The sequence below is a fragment of the Candidatus Pelagibacter sp. genome (genome assembly GCF_052049975.1).
Taxonomy (GTDB): domain Bacteria; phylum Pseudomonadota; class Alphaproteobacteria; order Pelagibacterales; family Pelagibacteraceae; genus Pelagibacter.
The window spans coordinates 132370-148399 of the sequence record NZ_JBNGYZ010000001.1 but is presented as its reverse complement, the minus strand read 5'-3'; the positions used below and the strand labels follow the sequence as shown (position 1 = coordinate 148399).

The window sequence follows — 16030 nt, the reverse complement described above, 5'->3', positions numbered from 1 at the left end:
AATATGGGATTACATTTTACAAAAGAAGAATTTTCAAAAAGAAAAGAAAAAGTTTTAATTAAAATGAAAGAGCACAAAATTGATGCTCTTTTGATGTTTAGGCAAGAGTCGATGTACTGGCTAACTGGTTATGATACTTTTGGTTATGTTTTTTTTCAATCATTGATACTTGATCAAAAAGGAAATATTATTTTATTAACTAGAGCTCCAGACCTAAGACAAGCGCAAAATACATCCAATATAGAAAATATCAGAATCTGGGTAGATAAAGATGGCTCTAATCCAACAGATGATCTTAAAGTGATATTAGACGAGTTAAATCTTAAAGGAAAAAATTTAGGTGTAGAGTATGAAGCTTATGGTTTAACTGGAAGAAATGCACTTAGGTTAAATAAATCTTTAGAAAACTATTGTTCGATTGAAGATAAATCAGAATTAATTACCAGACTAAGAGTTGTAAAATCAACAGAAGAAATAAAGTATGTTAGAAAAGCAGCACAACTTGCTGATCTAGCATTGGATGAAGCTTGGAAACATGCAAAAGCTGGTGTTAGCGAGTCTAAAATACTTGCAGAAATGAACAGAGTAATTTTCGAAGGAGGTGGAGATTATCCTGCGAATGAATTTATAATTGGTTCTGGTAAAAATGCTTTACTTTGTAGATATCAAGCTGAAAAACAAATTTTAAACAAACAAGATCAACTCACCATAGAGTGGGCTGGAACTTATAGACACTATCATTCAGCAATGTTTAGAACTATCCCAATTGGAAAAGCTGATCACAAGCATTATAAGATGCACGAAGCATGTGTTGAAGCTTTGAAAAATTGTGAAAGCAAATTAAAACCAGGAAATAAAATTGGTGAAGTATTTGACATACATGCAAAAACATTTGATGACCTTGGTTTTCAAAAAGCTAGAATGAATGCTTGCGGTTATTCGTTAGGAACAACGTTCTCACCTAATTGGATGGATTGGCCCATGCTATATACTGGAAATCCTTACGTTATAGAGTCTGGAAATGTTTATTTCATGCATATGATATTGATGGACTCTGAAAATAACTTAGCAATGAACTTAGGTGAAACTTATTTAGTAAATGAAAATGGAAATGAAAGATTAGGTCAACAAAAATTAGACCTAGTAGTTTTATAATTAGTTAATTTTTATAAAATTTATCTATATTATAATTTTCAAGAGTCGGTGATTTTTTATCTTGTAAATTTTCTTTTTCTTCTAGTTTTAATCTTTCCAATTCTTTTTCTTTTAGCTTTTGTTCACGTCTGATCTCTTCTTGCTCCTTTAATTTTTGCTCTCTGTCAAATTTTTCTTCCCACTCTTTAATTTTAATGTATTCAAGCTTTTTCTTTTTTTCTTCTTCTTCCATCATAGATTTTAAGGCTTTTTCTTTTTTTTTCTTTTCTTTGAGCTCTTTTGAATACTGTTCTTCTTCTCTAACTTTTAAATCTATATCTCTTCTATTTTGACTTTCTTCTCTGTCATTTAATTGTTTTTCTTTATTTCTTAAATCTTTATCAATAAGACCTAAATCTTCATCTTTTTTAATTAATCTTTTGTTCTCTTTTTCTAAATTCTTTGCCTCATTTTTTAATTCATCTTCTTTAAGTTTTAAATCTTTTTCTTTAATTCTAAGCTCGTCTTCTCTTAGTTTTAGCTTGCTATTATCTTTTTGAAGTTTTTCTTCCCAAGCACGAAGCTCTTTTTTTTCTTTTTGAATTTGATTGTTTTCTTCTAATTTTTTTAGTTTAATTTCTTTTATTTTCTTTATCTCCTGATTTTTCTTGTAAGAAGAGTAAGCTTTACTAATTGATTTTGAAGTTAGTGTTGCAAATTTAGCCAAACCTGCAGAATTAGTTTTTTTCGCTTTTGACTTTATTATTTTTTTCTTTTTTTTAATAGGCATTTTTATTTAATCTTGTAAATTGATCAGATATAAATGATTTTTTCAATAATTGTTTTTTAATAATTTACAACCAAAGATTGTTTTTAAAATTTGTATATGAGCAAAGTATTTAAGTTAGGGATTACCAAAGATAGCAATAAAGAAATTAAAGAAGTTTCCTCAATTGAAGTTTTAGCTAACAAAGGTGTCGTAGGTGACAGGCATTTTGATGAATATAATGACCCTTATAATCAATTAACTTTAATTGAGGCTGAAAATATAGACTATTATAACACTAAGTATGGCCTTGATATTCCTTATAAAGATTTTAGGAGAAATGTTGTGACAAGGGGTATTCAGCTCAATGATCTAATTGGTAAAAAAATTAAAATAGGAGAGGTCGAAGTAGAAGGGGTTGATTTGTGTAGACCATGCAGACATTTAACAGAAGTATTAAATCAAGAAAGTATATTAAAAGAATTTTTAAGAAGAGGTGGATTGAGGTGTCAAATATTAACCTCTTCAAAAATAAATATTAATGATCAAATAAAAATAATAGAATAATTACTTATCTTTTTTTGTTACTTTATCTAAATTTATAAAGACATTTATTTGTTTTAATCTACGTTCTAAACTACTTCTAAACTCATCAAATGATCTAGTAGGTTCTGCAATTGGTTGAGCTTGTGGATTTAATTCCATACCTAAAGGTGTAATACTTTCCGGCATTGGTGTAAATTGTGAGTCTGGATTTTCTGCAGTTTCCCTCACTCTCATTCTATGAATGCCAAAAGCACCAATTAAAAAATGAAAAATTGCTAAAAAAATCCAAAAGCCATTGAGACCAGAAATATTCATAAATATTGAACAAAGTAATGGACCAGTCATTGCACCCATTCCAAAAACAAATTGAAGACCTGCTCCAGCGACCACAAATTTTTCTTTTGGTATATAGTCATTTGTATGTGCCATTATAATTGCGAACATAGGTAAACTTGTGAATGAAAATAAAATTAGAAAGACATAAAACCAAGTTTTTGGTGTAGAAAGTCCTTCAGGTAGATACATTTGACCTGATGCAAATATTGTACAAACTGCAAAAATTCCTGCTGCAAAAGTTGAATAAACTATAACTTTTCTACGATCAAAAATATCTGAAAGTTTTCCTATTGGCCATTGTGATATAGCTCCTGAGACCGCAAGTAAAAAAGTTGCAATTGAAATTTCAAATATAGAAAAGTTCATAGAGGTTGCATAAACAGCTAATAAAGAAAATAAAGCTGATTGTATAATGCCATACAATAATGCACTGACCATTCCCAAGGGAGAAGTTTTATAAAGTTCTTTCAATTTCATTGGTTGTATACTTTTAAAGCTAGGTGCTTTTCTTTTTGTCATTAGAATTGGAATAAGTGCAACTGACATTAACAATGAAATCAATATAAAAGGTTCAAAATTTTCTGGAGCACTAAAGTTAAGAAAAAACATTCCAAAACCCATAGAACCATACAATATGATCATGTAAATTGAGAGAACACTTCCTCTATTTTTGTTTGAAGATCTATCGTTTAACCAGCTTTCTGCGATTGTGTAAATCGAGGCCATACTTAATCCTGTTATCACTCTAAATAAGAACCAAGTTATTGGATTTACTACAATAGAATGCGCAAGTATTGCAACTGATGCAAAAGAGGCAAAAGCAGCAAAAGATCTTATGTGACCAACTCTTGATATAATTGTAGTAATATATTTTGCTCCTAAGAAGTATCCTAAAAAATAACCAGACATCATAAATCCAGTTGATGTTAAACTGAATTCCTCTTGAACCGCTCTAACACCTAGCAAAGAACCTTGAAACCCATAGGCCAGCATAATCAAAGACATCCCCAAAAACAGTGCCCATGAATTTCGTAAAATTTTTAACATAAGTCTGCAATTAATTGAGAATTATGCTCTAATCAAGTCTTTTATATGACAAACTAAGATTTTTTTAGTTTTAAAAAAGAGTGAATTGCAATTGTAATTATTATTACTAAACCACCTTGAATTGTTTCAATACTTGGTTGTTCTTTGATTATCATCCATACCCATAAAGGACCAATTATAGTTTCTAAAAGAAAAAATAGATTAACCTCTTCAGCAGGAATAAATCTTGGAGCAATTGTAACTAAAACAAAGGGTACCGCTACACACATTAAACACATTAAGGGTACTATAATAAGATCTTTCTCAGCTAGTACATAACTTTCAACAAAAAATATTGCAAATATAGCAACAAACATCTTGCCAACCACAGCAGCTGGCACCAGATTCTTATTTTTAGCGGATCTAATAGTGACTGCTCCTACAGCTAAACCTAAAGCAGTTATTAAACCTAAGATATCACCAAAAATATTACCTAGTTGTAGAGAGTCATAAAATATATAGACTGCAGCCAAAAAAGTTATTCCAATTGCAATCCAAGTTTTTTTATCAGGTGGTTCTTTTAAAAAAATTGCTCCTAATATTGCAGATAACATTGGCGCCATTGCAATCATAACAAGCGTATTTGCAACATTAGTATTTTGAATAGATACAACAAAAGTTATGTTAGTAACAGAAAATGTAAGAATATAGATTATACCATGATAACCACTATTAAATAACATGGAAAAAAAATTTAGTTTATAGATTAATAACATCCCAATAAATACTGTTATAAAAGGGATCATTCCTCGATAAAAAACTAAACTCCATGTATCTATATTAGCTAAACGAATAAATAATGAGTCTGGAGTAATAAACATAACAGCAACAAAAGCTAATAATGAACCCTTTTGTTGATCTGTTAAATTCTTCATGCCTTTAAACCTTTCCAAAATATTTTTGCCAAATTTATACTAGATAAATCAAAAAAAGTTTTTAAACCAGTTGGAGATGTAACGTTAATATCTCCATTAAGTTTTTGATCGATAAAATCAATCCCAGAAAAATATATATTTTCTTTTTTTAAATCCTTTGCAATCAAATTTGAAATTTTAATTTCTTTTTTTGTAAGTTCTACATTTATAGGCACAGCTCCTTTGCTCAAATTGCTTAGAAAAGAACCTTTTTTTGGAACTCTAGATATAGCACCTACAACCTTACCATCAATGATAAAAACTCTTTTATCTCCATCTTTAATCTTAGGTAGAAATTTTTGACACATAATATGATCATGTTTTTTAATAAACTTATTTATTTTGTTTTGATCGAACTTTTTTAAAAGCAATATATCATTGCCACTAAAACTATGAATAGGTTTAATAATTACATTTTTGTATACTTTAAAAAATTTTTTTATTTCATCTATATTTTGAGAAAAAATTGTATCAGGCATAAATTTTTTATATTTTGCTGAGTAAAGTTTTTCAGAAACATTTCTAATTGAAGTAGGGTCATTAATAATTCTAACTTTCTTTTTTATTAGGTCTAAAATGTAAGTTGTTGAAATATATTCAAGATTAAAAGGTGGATCTTGTCTAATTAAAATAAACTTACAAGTTTCTAAATTTAATTTTTGTTTTTTAATAATCTTAAAAAATTTTTTTGATTTATAATTGAATCTAATAAAAAATCCTCTTGCAACTACTTTTGAATTGATAATTGATAAGTCTTTGGGTTCATAATAAAAAATTTTATATTTATTTTGTATCTCATTAGCTAAAAAAATACTGGTATCTGATTTTGAATTTAATTTTGAAGGGTGATTGCCTTGAATAGCAACAATTTTACTTGTCATATAGTGTTTCTAAATTTTCATCTGAAAATTTATTAATCATATGATGTGCGTTAGTCATTTTATTTTCAACTATTTGATTTAAATGATTTAAAAATAAAGTTTCATTTTTATTATTTTTATTCAAGATATCTCTTTTTTCTAAACCTTTGTTAGAAATATCTAAAAATGTTTCTGCCCAATATAGTAGATCTCTTCCCATTAATTGCGTATTAAAACCATTTTTAGGCGCCTCAAGATATGCATTAATTACTTGATCTTTATCCCACTTTGAAACCACATCATAAGCTTCATCTAAATTTCCGTAGAGAATACCAATATTATAAGCTGGCCCTGAACACAAACAATCCCAACCACAAGCATCCATTGATCTTAATTCAATATATTTTTTTAATCTATTTTCTGTAAAAATTGTACTCAGGTGAGTTGTTAAATCTTTATCTGTAGGAAGACGATTATCAATTTCATTTATTTTACCATCCATGAAGTCTTCAAAGGAATAATTTTTACCTGAAATATAATTACTTTGATTTTCAATAAATAAAATTGAGGATTTAATAATGAAATCAGCGTACTTCTCAAAATCCATATCTTCAAAAAAAATAGACGGCAAACCACCTCTAGAGGTATTTTGCCATACTTTTGATCTATAGGATAAATATCCACTATTTTTTTTTTCAACTATTGATGAGTTTGCAAATAGAGCAATTGAAATAGGAACTAAAGAATTTACAACTTTAAATTTTTTAATGAAATCCTTTTCAGAGTCATAATCAATATTTAACTGAGTACCACAAGTTCGATACATCATATCTAAACTTAATTGACCACCCTCTGGCATGTCTTTTGTCATTAATTCATAGCGTTGTTTTGGATTGTTGGGAATTTCATTTAATTTAGAAATAGGATCAAAACCTGCACTTACAATTTCTATATCTAATTTTTTCGCAACTTGTTTTAACTCAAATAAATAATCATGAGACTCAGCACAAGCTTCATGAATATTTATTAATTTCGCTCCAGAAAGTTCTATTTGATTACCAGGTTCTAAAGTAATATTTCTTTCTTCTTTATTAAGACCAATTATATTTCCTTTTTCTTTAATAGGTTTCCAACCAAATTCAGTTAAAGCTGAAAACATTTGTAAAATTTTTTTATAATCTATTCTTTTGCTTGATTTTAAATCGAATAAAAATTTTTCATGTTCGACTCCAATTCTAAAATCTTCAATTTTTTTAATACCAGAGTTGAAATAAGCTAAAATTTTATCTTTAGAATCTATCATTTGATCTGATAAATAGTCAGTTATGAACTTCTTTCAAGCTAAGAATTTTGATGAAAATAGATATTCTTTTAATTATTTGATGCAGTACTAAGAAGTGATAATTGAGTAATTTTATTATCTCCCAAATCGTCGATTAGTTTAACTGGGTAATCTCCGGTAAAATAATGATCTGTTAATTGCGGATAATTTTCGTTTCGGTTATCAAATCCAATTGCTTTGTACATTCCATTAACTGATAAAAATTTTAATGACTTTGCTCCAATATATTCACATATTTCATCAGTACTTTTGTTTGCGGATAACAATTCTTTTTTAGTAGGAGTATCAACACCATAAAAGTCTGGATATTTAATTTCAGGGCACGCAATTTTTACATGTACCTCTTTAGCACCAGCGTCATAAAGCATTTTTACAATTTTATGTGAGGTAGTTCCTCTAACAAGAGAGTCGTCAATTAATATAACTTTTTTATTTTGAATTGCGGTTTTGTTAGCATTTAGTTTTAGTTTTACACCTAAGCTTCTGATTTGTTGACTAGGTTCAATAAAAGTTCTTCCAACATAATGGTTTCTAATTAATCCCAGTTCAAAATTTAAACCTAGATATTGCGCAAAACCAAGTGCAGCTGCATTACCCGAGTCTGGAACTGGCACAACAATATCAGCGTTTATATTGTTTTCTTTTGCAAGTTCAACACCAAGGTTTTTTCGATGCTCGTATGCAGTTTTTCCATTTAGAATGCTGTCCGGTCTTGAAAAATAGATATATTCAAATACACAGGGTCTAATCTTTCTAGGTGGAAATGGTTTTATACTTTCGATTTTTTCATCCTCTATTAAAACAATTTCACCATTTTCTACTTCTCTTACAAATTTTGCTCCAATGATATCTAACGCACACGTCTCTGAAGCTAATACATAACTGTTTTTTAACTTACCAATAACCAAAGGTCTAATTCCATAAGGGTCTCTTACTCCAACCAATGATTTTTGAGTTAACATGACCAAAGCATAACCACCTTGAATTTGGAATATTGCATCAACAATTTTATCAATAGTTTTTGTTCTCTTTGATCTAGCTATAAGTTGAACAATTGTTTCTGTATCAGAAGTCGTGTAAAAAATAGCTCCATCTTCAACCAATTTTTTTCTCAGTGTTATTGAATTTGTTAAATTACCATTATGCGCAACACCAATACCTCCTGCATTAGTATCTGCAAAAAAAGGCTGTATATTTCTTAATGTGTTACTGCCCGTAGTGCTATATCTATTATGACCAATAGCGTAGTTACCTTTTAATTTATTCAAAACTTTTTCTTTATTAAAGTTATCTCCAACTAAACCAAATCTTTTTTCTGAATAATATTTTTCTCCATCAAAACTTACAATTCCACAACCCTCTTGACCTCTGTGTTGTAAAGCATGCAATCCTAATGCAACTAAAGCAGATGCATCGGTTGTATTACTTATACCAAACACTCCACATTCTTCATTGAGTTTTGATTTAAAGTTCTTGAATTTTGTCTTTAGCATCTTCATATTCATCTTCGTCTGGTATTTCATCAGATAAAAAATTACTACCTTTTTGTATAAGTGAAAAGGTTATAGATTTTTCTGTATCAATTGGCCAGTGTTTATAGTCAAAAAAACTATTGATTGCAGAAAATATAAACACAAACATTATATAAGTTCTCAGAACACCAAAAAATAATCCAAATATTTTATCCACTCTTCCTAAAACTGAGAGTTTGACAGCTTTACTAATGCCTTTATTAACTAATATTATTATAAATAATAATAATATAAATAGAACAACACTTAACATTATATCCAACGCATACTCATTTGAACTTAAGTCATCTATATATGGCCTCAAAATTGGAAATAAAAACAATGTTCCAACATAGGACAAAACCCATTTACTAGCTGAAATTAAACTTGATACAAAACCATTAATATAACATTGAATTACTGAAAAAAGTAAAATTGTAAAGAAAGCTAGGTCGACTGGTGAAGTTGAAACAAAAAATTCTTTTAAAATTTCTAACATTAATTAATTTAAAACGGCCTTATTTTTAAAATCAATGAAGGTAATAACGTTAAAACAGAAATCATAGCTAATAACATTGCAATACCAGTAAATACTCCAAAATAAATAGTGGGTATAAATTTAGATAATACTAATATTGAAAATCCAAATACTATAGTTATTGACGTATTTAAGATAGCAACCCCCACTGTTGAATGGCATGTCTTGAGTGTTTCATCATAATTTTGAATTTTTTGGTATTCTTCTTTAAATCTATAAATGTAGTGAATACTATTATCAACTGCTATACCAATTGTAATTGCCGCAATTGTTATGGTCATCATATCTAAGGGTATTTCTAATAAACCAATTATTCCAAGAATGAAAAAAGCAGCTATAAAGTTAGGTACAACCCCAATTAAAGATAATTTTATATTTCTAAAAAGAACTAGAAACATTCCAAAAATTCCAATCATCACGAGTCCTAGTGTTAATATCTGTGACTTAAAAAGGCTTTGAAGTAAATTATTGAACAAAATCAAAACACCAGCTAACTTAAATTCACTTTTGTCTAAGCCAAGTTTGTTTTCTAAATCATAATTTATTTGATTTATTAAATCATTTCTTCGTAAATCTTTTTGAGAATCTATTATTCTAAGGTTTATTCTTGCTTCGTTATCTTCAATTGAAATATAAGGATCAATAATTTCAGTTTTAATATTTTCTGGAATTTTTGAATACAAAACTCCCATCTCTAAAGAACCAAGAGGTTTATTGTTATTTAGTTGAGTTGCTACTTCAATAATTGAAGAGAAAGATAATACCTTTCCTATTTCTGGAAGATTATCTAAGTAATTGTGAACTGATTTGATTTTATCAATTTTATCTTTGGTAAACCAATATTTTTCATTATTACCAACTTCTTCATCTTCCCAATCTTCAAAATCATCCTCATCTTCATTTTCACTAACTTCATTATCTGGAAATTTTATAATTACTTCTAGTGGAGTTGTGCCACCAAGCTCTTCATCAATTAATTTCATCCCTTTATAAATTTCAGTATCTTTATCAAAATAATTTATAAAGCTATTTTCAACCTCTAACTTGCTAATGCCAAAAATACTAAGAATTATGACAGCGATTGTTACTCCAAAAATTGAATTTTTATTATTTAAAGATAATCTCCCTAAAGCATTTGTAATTTTTGAGTCTTTCTCTTCTTTTATTGAAATATTTTTACTCGGTACAAAATTTAATAGGGTAGGCAATAGAGTGAAAGTAATTAAAAATGATGTAATCAGACCAAAAGTCATCATCCATCCAAAGTCTATGATTGGTTTAATGCCACTAAAAATTAAAGATAAAAAAGCACATACAGTAGTTAAGACTGTGTAAAGTATCGGCCAAAACATTTTGCCAGTTGTTAACGATAAAATTTCAAAGCTAGATTTATTCTCAAATTCTTTTCTTAATTGAAGAAATCTTGTGCTCATATGAATGTTCATTGCCATTGTCAGAATAAGCATTAATGCAATAAAGTTTGATGATATAACAGTTACCTTCCACCCCAATAAACCTAGGAGACCCGTCATGATCAAAACTGAAAAAAAACAACTACTTATAGGCACAATAATCCAAATTAATTTTCTGAATACAAACCAAAGAGTTGCAATAATAAATAACAATACACCAATACCAAAAACAATAATATCACTTTTGATGAAAGTCATCATGTCATCAGCTATCATTGGTATACCGCCTAAATATATCTTGCCAACGTTCTCATAACTCTTAATTACTTCTCTGATTTCAAGAATATTCTGATGATTTTGTTTCTTAATTTTATCTTTGATTTCTTCAATCTCTCTTGAAGTTTTATTCTCTATATTTTCAAGTTCAGTATTTCTCTTTATATTAACAATTATACCACTTGTTTTTCCATTAATACTTATAACAAAATTTCTAAAAACAGGACTATCAAGTATTTCTTTAAATCCTCTTTCTCTATCTACTTCTTCATCTTTTAATGTTTTAAATCCTTCCAGCCTTTCTTGAAGTGGAGCATCAGAATTGTTTAGCAACGGTATATCTAAAAGAGTTATTACACTGTGAACCCAATCTAAACTTTGAATTTTATATTTTAAACTAAGTAAATTATTAATCGATGTATCTGAGACCATTGGTTCATTTGGAGTGTAAGTTAAAACCAAAAATTCTTTTGAACCGTATCTGTCTGTTATTTCTCTTAGATACTCAAGGTCAGGATCACCTTCGATTAAGAGAGTTTCAGAGGAGGCATCTAGTCTAAAATCTTTAGAATAATAACCAAAACTTATTAGAATTAATATTAGAAGAATAAAAATTGATTTTGGATTTTTTAAAATTGTATTTTGATATAGTGGAGCAAACATCTTTACTCTTTATATATTTTAATTTAGCTAATTTGAGTATCTTTAAATTTGGTATACATTGCCTCAAATTCAAGCATTATATTACCTGTAGGGCCATGTCTTTGTTTACCAATGATTATTTCAGCAAGATTTGACACTTCATTCATTTTTGCTTGCCACTCTGCGTGTTCGACAGTAGCGGGTCTAGGTTCTTTTCTTTCCAAATAATATGCTTCTCTATATACAAACATTACCACATCAGCATCTTGTTCAATTGAACCCGATTCCCTTAAATCTGCGAGTTGTGGTTTTTTATCATCTCTTTGTTCAACTGCTCTTGATAATTGTGACAAAGCAACAACAGGGACAGAAAGTTCTTTGGCTATAGCTTTTAATCCTTGAGTAATCTCTGATATTTCTTGAACTCTACCATCTCTATTATTTATTGATCCTCTCATAAGCTGTATATAGTCAACTACAATCATATCTAGACCAAACAATCTTTTAATTCTTCTTGCTCTATTACTCATCGCTGCAATGCTTATTGCAGGTGTTTCATCTATATATAAAGGAAGCTCAGCTATATTTTTTGAAGTTTCTATAAATTTATCAAACTGTTCATCTGATATTCTACCTCTACGTATATCATTCGATTTTATTCGTGACTGTTCAGCTAAAATTCTTGTAGATAATTGTTCTGATGACATTTCTAATGAAAAAAAAGCAATCGATGATTTCTTTCCGCTATCTTGCAATTTTTGAGCTGCATTAAATGCGATATTTGTTGCAAGAGCTGTTTTACCCATTGATGGTCTACCAGCAATTATAATTAAATCTGACTGATGTAGTCCTCCTAATCTATCATCTAAATCTCTTAATCCAGTTGGGACACCAACGATTCCTTCATCATTTTTGTAAGCAGCAGATGCCATTTCTATTGTTTGTCTCATTGCTTCGTCAAACTTAACCATGGAAGTATTAAATGATCCTTTTTCTGCTAAATCAAAAAGTAATCTCTCAGAATTTTCAATGATGTTCTGTCCACTTACATTTAGATCATTTAATTTTGCACTATCGATAGTCTGCTCAGAAATTTTTATCAGTTCTCTTCTTACAAACATATCATATATTATTTTTGAATATTCTAATGCTTGCCTTGATGAAGTAGAAAATTTAGTTATTTTAACTAAATATTCAGGAACATTTAAATCATCTTTTTCATCTTCGAAATAATTTTTTAGAGTTATGGGATTTGCAAGCATACCTTTGTAAATTAAGCTTTCAATCGCTGAAAATATTTTTTGATGCATTGGATCATAAAAATTTATATTTGAAATAATTGTATTTATTTCATCAAAAATTTCATTAGATACAAGGATTGATCCAATTACTGCTTGTTCTGCTTCAATATTATTAGGTAGTTCCTTAAAGCTATCCTTTACTAGGCTTAAATTATTTTCCATAGTTAAGATTAACTTTAATAAAAAAATTATTAAATAAAATAAATGCTATGGGGAAAAGATTGTATAATTACTGAATACTCTCAGCGGTCTCTACATTAATTGTAATTTCAGTATCAACTTCTGAGTGCAAAGAGATTTTTACTTTAAATTTTCCTAATGATTTTATTTCAGATAGAGGCTGTATCATTGATGGTTTAATATCAATTTTATCTTCTTCATTTATCAATTTTGAAATTTCTGTTGGCTTTACAGAACCATATAATTCTTTATTTTCTGTTGAAAGTTTTTTTACTGTGAATAATTTATTGTTTAATTTTTCTGCGATTGATTTTGCTTCTAATTTTTTCTCATTATCTTTTTTCGATAATTCAGATTTGATTTTTTCTACTTCAGATACATTTTCTTTTGATGCATAAAGTGCTTTCTTATTTGCAATCAGGTAATTTCTAGCAAATCCTCTTTTTACATCAATTATCTCTCCAATCGATCCAATTCTTTTAATGTTTTCTAATAAAATGACTTTCATTTTTGTAAATTATATTAATGCTAGATTTCTTGCTCTTTTTATAGATTGAGATAGTTCTCTTTGTTTTTTTTGACTTACGTTTGTTATCCTTGATGGTAAAATTTTACCATTTTCAGACACATATCTTTTTAAAAGTTTAATATTTTTGTAATCAACTTTAGGAGCACCTTTAACAGATAAAGGACAAGTTTTTTTAAATTTATATTTATTAGGTTGAAATATACTTAGTTTTGAAAAGTTATTTTGTTTACCTTTTTTATTTCCACTTTGTCTTTTTGGCATAATTAATTCTTGGCGTCTTTCTCTTTGTTTTCTCTATTTTCAAAGTAATTTGTTTCAAGGTCAAACTCTTTTACTTTTATTGTTAAGTATCTTAATAATTTTTTGTCGATAGACTCATTTTTTTCTAATTCATCTATCATATTGCCGTCACCTTTGATTTTAAAGTGGATGTAGCTTCCTTTTTTATTTTTTTTAATTAAATACGATAAATTAATAAGTCCCCAATTTTCAGTTTTAACTATCTCGCCATGATTTTTTTCAACAATTTTTGAATACTTTTCTGTCAATTGCTTTATTTCACTTGGAGAAGTGTCTTGTCGAGCTATAATTGTGTGTTCGTATAAATTCATATAAATTCTTTGATAAACGCTGTCGATATACTATTATAATTATTATATTACAATAGATAATTAACAAAAAAACTACAGATTTTTAGATGTTTTCAGTCATTTTTCCAGGACAAGGTTCACAATCAATAGGTATGGGAAAAGAATTTTATGACAAGTATCAACTTGTTAAAGATTTGTTTAAAGAAGCTGACGAGTGCTTAAATTTTAATATATCTAGATTAATTTTAGAGGGACCAAAAAATGATCTAGATTTAACTGCAAATACTCAACCGGCAATCTTCTTAGTAAGTTATTCTATTTTTCAAGTAATTGTAAAAGAGCACAATATACAACTACACAACGGTAGTTTTTATGCTGGACATTCATTAGGTGAATATTCTGCATTGGCATGTTCTGGATATTTAGATTTTTCAGACACAATAAGAACTCTAAAATTGAGAGGAGAAGCTATGCAAAATGCAGTTCCAGCAGGTTTGGGTGGTATGGTTGCAATTTTGGGTACTAAAACTGAAAAGATTGAAGATATTTTAAATGAAAAGAAAGATTCTTTTAAAGCAGAAATAGCCAACGATAATTCTGAAGGTCAAATTGTTGTCAGTGGAAAATTAGATGATCTAAAAAAAATGATGGAGTTCTTAAAAAAAAATAGCATTAAAAATATTCAATTACCTGTCAGCGCACCTTTTCATAGCTCACTAATGAAAGAAGCAACTGAGAATATGAAAGATCACATAGAGAAACTAAATATTAAAACTGGAAAAAATAGTTTGATTTCGAATGTTACAGCTGAGCCTGTAAAAGAAACTAGTTTAATAAAAGATCTTTTAATTAAACAAATTGAGAATAGAGTAAGATGGCGTGAAAGTGTTATAAATATGATTGATAAAAAAGTTGATGAATTTATTGAAATAGGTCCTGGCAAAGTACTATCAGGGTTAATTAAAAGAATAGATAGAAATGCCAAATCTTTGTCTATAAATTCAGAAGAAGATATTAAAAATATTAATTTAAAAATATGATGGTGGAAAATAAAAAAATAATAGTAACAGGTGCTTCTGGTGGTATCGGTAATTCTATAGTTGAGAAGTTACACAATAATGGTGCTAATATTTTGGCAACAGGGACCAGAGATGAAAAACTTAATGAATTAAAACAAAAATTCAAAAATATAAAAACACTAAAATTTGATATTTCAGATCACAATAAAATTGAAGAATTTTTAAATACGGCAACTGAAGATTTAGGAGGTAGCTTAGACTGTATTGTGAATAATGCAGGAATAACAAAAGATAATTTGACTATTAGAATGTCTATGGAAGAATGGACTAAAGTTATTGATATAAATTTAACATCAACTTTTTTGATGAGTAAATTTGCAATAAAAAAAATGTTAAAAAACAAATCCGGAAAAATAATAAATATTACATCGGTTGTAGGTCATACAGGTAATATAGGACAAGCAAACTACACTGCATCTAAAGCTGGAATAGTAGCAATGTCAAAAAGTCTAGCTATAGAATACGCAAAAAAAAATATTAATGTTAATTGCATTTCACCTGGATTTATTAGCACTGCAATGACAGATAAAATTGATGATAAATTTAAAGAAACTATAATCTCAAAAATACCAGCTAATAGACTAGGAAAGCCTGAAGATATTGCAAATGCCGTATTGTTTTTAGCATCAAATAACTCTGATTATATCAATGGTGAAACACTGCATGTAAATGGTGGTCTCTATTTGGGTTGACAAACAAGAGTTTTCTAATATTAACGATTTATAACAAAAAGGATAAATATGTCTGACGATATTTCAAGCAAAGTAAAAAAAATAGTTGCAGATCATCTAGGAATTGATGAAGCAAAGGTTACAGAAGAATCTAGTTTTATTGACGACTTAGGAGCTGACAGTTTGGACACTGTAGAACTAGTAATGGCTTTTGAGGAAGAATTTGGTTCAGAGATTTCTGATAGTCAAGCAGAAAAAATATTGACTGTTGGTGATGCAATTAAATTCATAGAAGGTAAAAGTAATTAAAAGAATTA

The 16030-nt window shown here is 28.4% G+C and carries 17 protein-coding genes; 5 read left to right on the top strand and 12 right to left on the bottom strand.

Features of this window, described 5'->3' with window-relative positions:
• Positions 1 to 3 precede the first annotated feature (3 nt).
• Positions 4 to 1155 carry a M24 family metallopeptidase gene (locus ACTT9U_RS00680; protein ID WP_440931271.1) on the top strand — a complete coding sequence of 384 codons (1152 nt, stop codon included), beginning with the start codon at positions 4 to 6 and terminating at the stop codon, positions 1153 to 1155.
• Positions 1156 to 1159: 4 nt separating this feature from the next.
• On the opposite strand, the gene ACTT9U_RS00675 is transcribed toward ACTT9U_RS00680, so the two are convergent.
• Positions 1160 to 1924, bottom strand: coding sequence for a hypothetical protein (locus tag ACTT9U_RS00675; protein ID WP_440931270.1), 765 nt, complete (start codon positions 1922 to 1924; stop codon positions 1160 to 1162).
• Between the two features lie 96 nt (positions 1925 to 2020).
• On the opposite strand from ACTT9U_RS00675, the gene ACTT9U_RS00670 reads away from it, so the two are divergent.
• Complete coding sequence (locus ACTT9U_RS00670) at positions 2021 to 2467, top strand: MOSC domain-containing protein (protein ID WP_440931269.1); 447 nt, start codon at positions 2021 to 2023, stop codon at positions 2465 to 2467.
• Here the strand turns inward: ACTT9U_RS00670 and ACTT9U_RS00665 are convergent, their stop codons facing one another.
• The 11 genes from ACTT9U_RS00665 to rpsF form a co-directional block, all read right to left on the bottom strand.
• A complete protein-coding gene (locus ACTT9U_RS00665) occupies positions 2468 to 3829 on the bottom strand; it encodes an MFS transporter (RefSeq protein WP_440931268.1) in 1362 nt (453 codons plus the stop codon).
• 53 nt (positions 3830 to 3882) lie between these two features.
• On the bottom strand, positions 3883 to 4743 hold the full coding sequence (locus ACTT9U_RS00660; protein ID WP_440931267.1) for a DMT family transporter: 861 nt from the start codon (positions 4741 to 4743) through the stop codon (positions 3883 to 3885).
• Positions 4740 to 5663, bottom strand: a complete 924-nt coding sequence (gene gshB / locus ACTT9U_RS00655; RefSeq protein WP_440931266.1) for a glutathione synthase — start codon at positions 5661 to 5663, stop codon at positions 4740 to 4742. The genes ACTT9U_RS00660 and gshB overlap by 4 nt, the downstream gene beginning before the upstream one ends.
• Entirely contained in the window at positions 5653 to 6945 is a 1293-nt protein-coding gene (locus tag ACTT9U_RS00650) for a glutamate--cysteine ligase (RefSeq protein WP_440931265.1), read from the bottom strand. The genes gshB and ACTT9U_RS00650 overlap by 11 nt, the downstream gene beginning before the upstream one ends.
• A 68-nt stretch (positions 6946 to 7013) precedes the next feature.
• Complete coding sequence (gene purF / locus ACTT9U_RS00645; protein ID WP_440931264.1) at positions 7014 to 8483, bottom strand: amidophosphoribosyltransferase; 1470 nt, start codon at positions 8481 to 8483, stop codon at positions 7014 to 7016.
• Positions 8449 to 8994 carry a CvpA family protein gene (locus ACTT9U_RS00640; RefSeq protein WP_440931263.1) on the bottom strand — a complete coding sequence of 182 codons (546 nt, stop codon included), beginning with the start codon at positions 8992 to 8994 and terminating at the stop codon, positions 8449 to 8451. The genes purF and ACTT9U_RS00640 overlap by 35 nt, the downstream gene beginning before the upstream one ends.
• 8 nt (positions 8995 to 9002) lie before the next feature.
• Positions 9003 to 11384 (bottom strand): efflux RND transporter permease subunit, encoded by a 2382-nt coding sequence (locus ACTT9U_RS00635; protein ID WP_440931262.1) that lies wholly within the window; start codon positions 11382 to 11384, stop codon positions 9003 to 9005.
• 23 nt (positions 11385 to 11407) lie between these two features.
• Positions 11408 to 12826: a replicative DNA helicase gene (locus ACTT9U_RS00630; RefSeq protein WP_440931261.1), complete on the bottom strand. Its 1419-nt coding sequence runs from the start codon at positions 12824 to 12826 to the stop codon at positions 11408 to 11410.
• Between the two features lie 67 nt (positions 12827 to 12893).
• Positions 12894 to 13352: a 50S ribosomal protein L9 gene (gene rplI, locus ACTT9U_RS00625; protein WP_440931260.1), complete on the bottom strand. Its 459-nt coding sequence runs from the start codon at positions 13350 to 13352 to the stop codon at positions 12894 to 12896.
• Positions 13353 to 13361: 9 nt separating this feature from the next.
• Positions 13362 to 13634 (bottom strand): 30S ribosomal protein S18, encoded by a 273-nt coding sequence (gene rpsR / locus ACTT9U_RS00620; RefSeq protein WP_440931259.1) that lies wholly within the window; start codon positions 13632 to 13634, stop codon positions 13362 to 13364.
• 2 nt (positions 13635 to 13636) lie between these two features.
• Positions 13637 to 13984, bottom strand: coding sequence for a 30S ribosomal protein S6 (gene rpsF / locus ACTT9U_RS00615; protein ID WP_440931258.1), 348 nt, complete (start codon positions 13982 to 13984; stop codon positions 13637 to 13639).
• Positions 13985 to 14070: 86 nt separating this feature from the next.
• Here rpsF and fabD point away from each other — a divergent pair, with 86 nt between their 5' ends.
• The 3 genes from fabD to ACTT9U_RS00600 are packed head-to-tail and all read left to right on the top strand — an operon-like array spanning position 14071 to position 16022.
• Entirely contained in the window at positions 14071 to 15003 is a 933-nt protein-coding gene (gene fabD, locus ACTT9U_RS00610; RefSeq protein ID WP_440931257.1) for an ACP S-malonyltransferase, read from the top strand.
• Entirely contained in the window at positions 15000 to 15734 is a 735-nt protein-coding gene (fabG, locus tag ACTT9U_RS00605) for a 3-oxoacyl-[acyl-carrier-protein] reductase (protein ID WP_440931256.1), read from the top strand. The genes fabD and fabG overlap by 4 nt, the downstream gene beginning before the upstream one ends.
• A gap of 48 nt (positions 15735 to 15782) precedes the next feature.
• The gene (locus ACTT9U_RS00600; protein ID WP_440931255.1) at positions 15783 to 16022 is read left to right on the top strand and encodes an acyl carrier protein; all 240 of its coding nucleotides are present in this window, start codon (positions 15783 to 15785) and stop codon (positions 16020 to 16022) included.
• Positions 16023 to 16030: the final 8 nt, after the last annotated feature.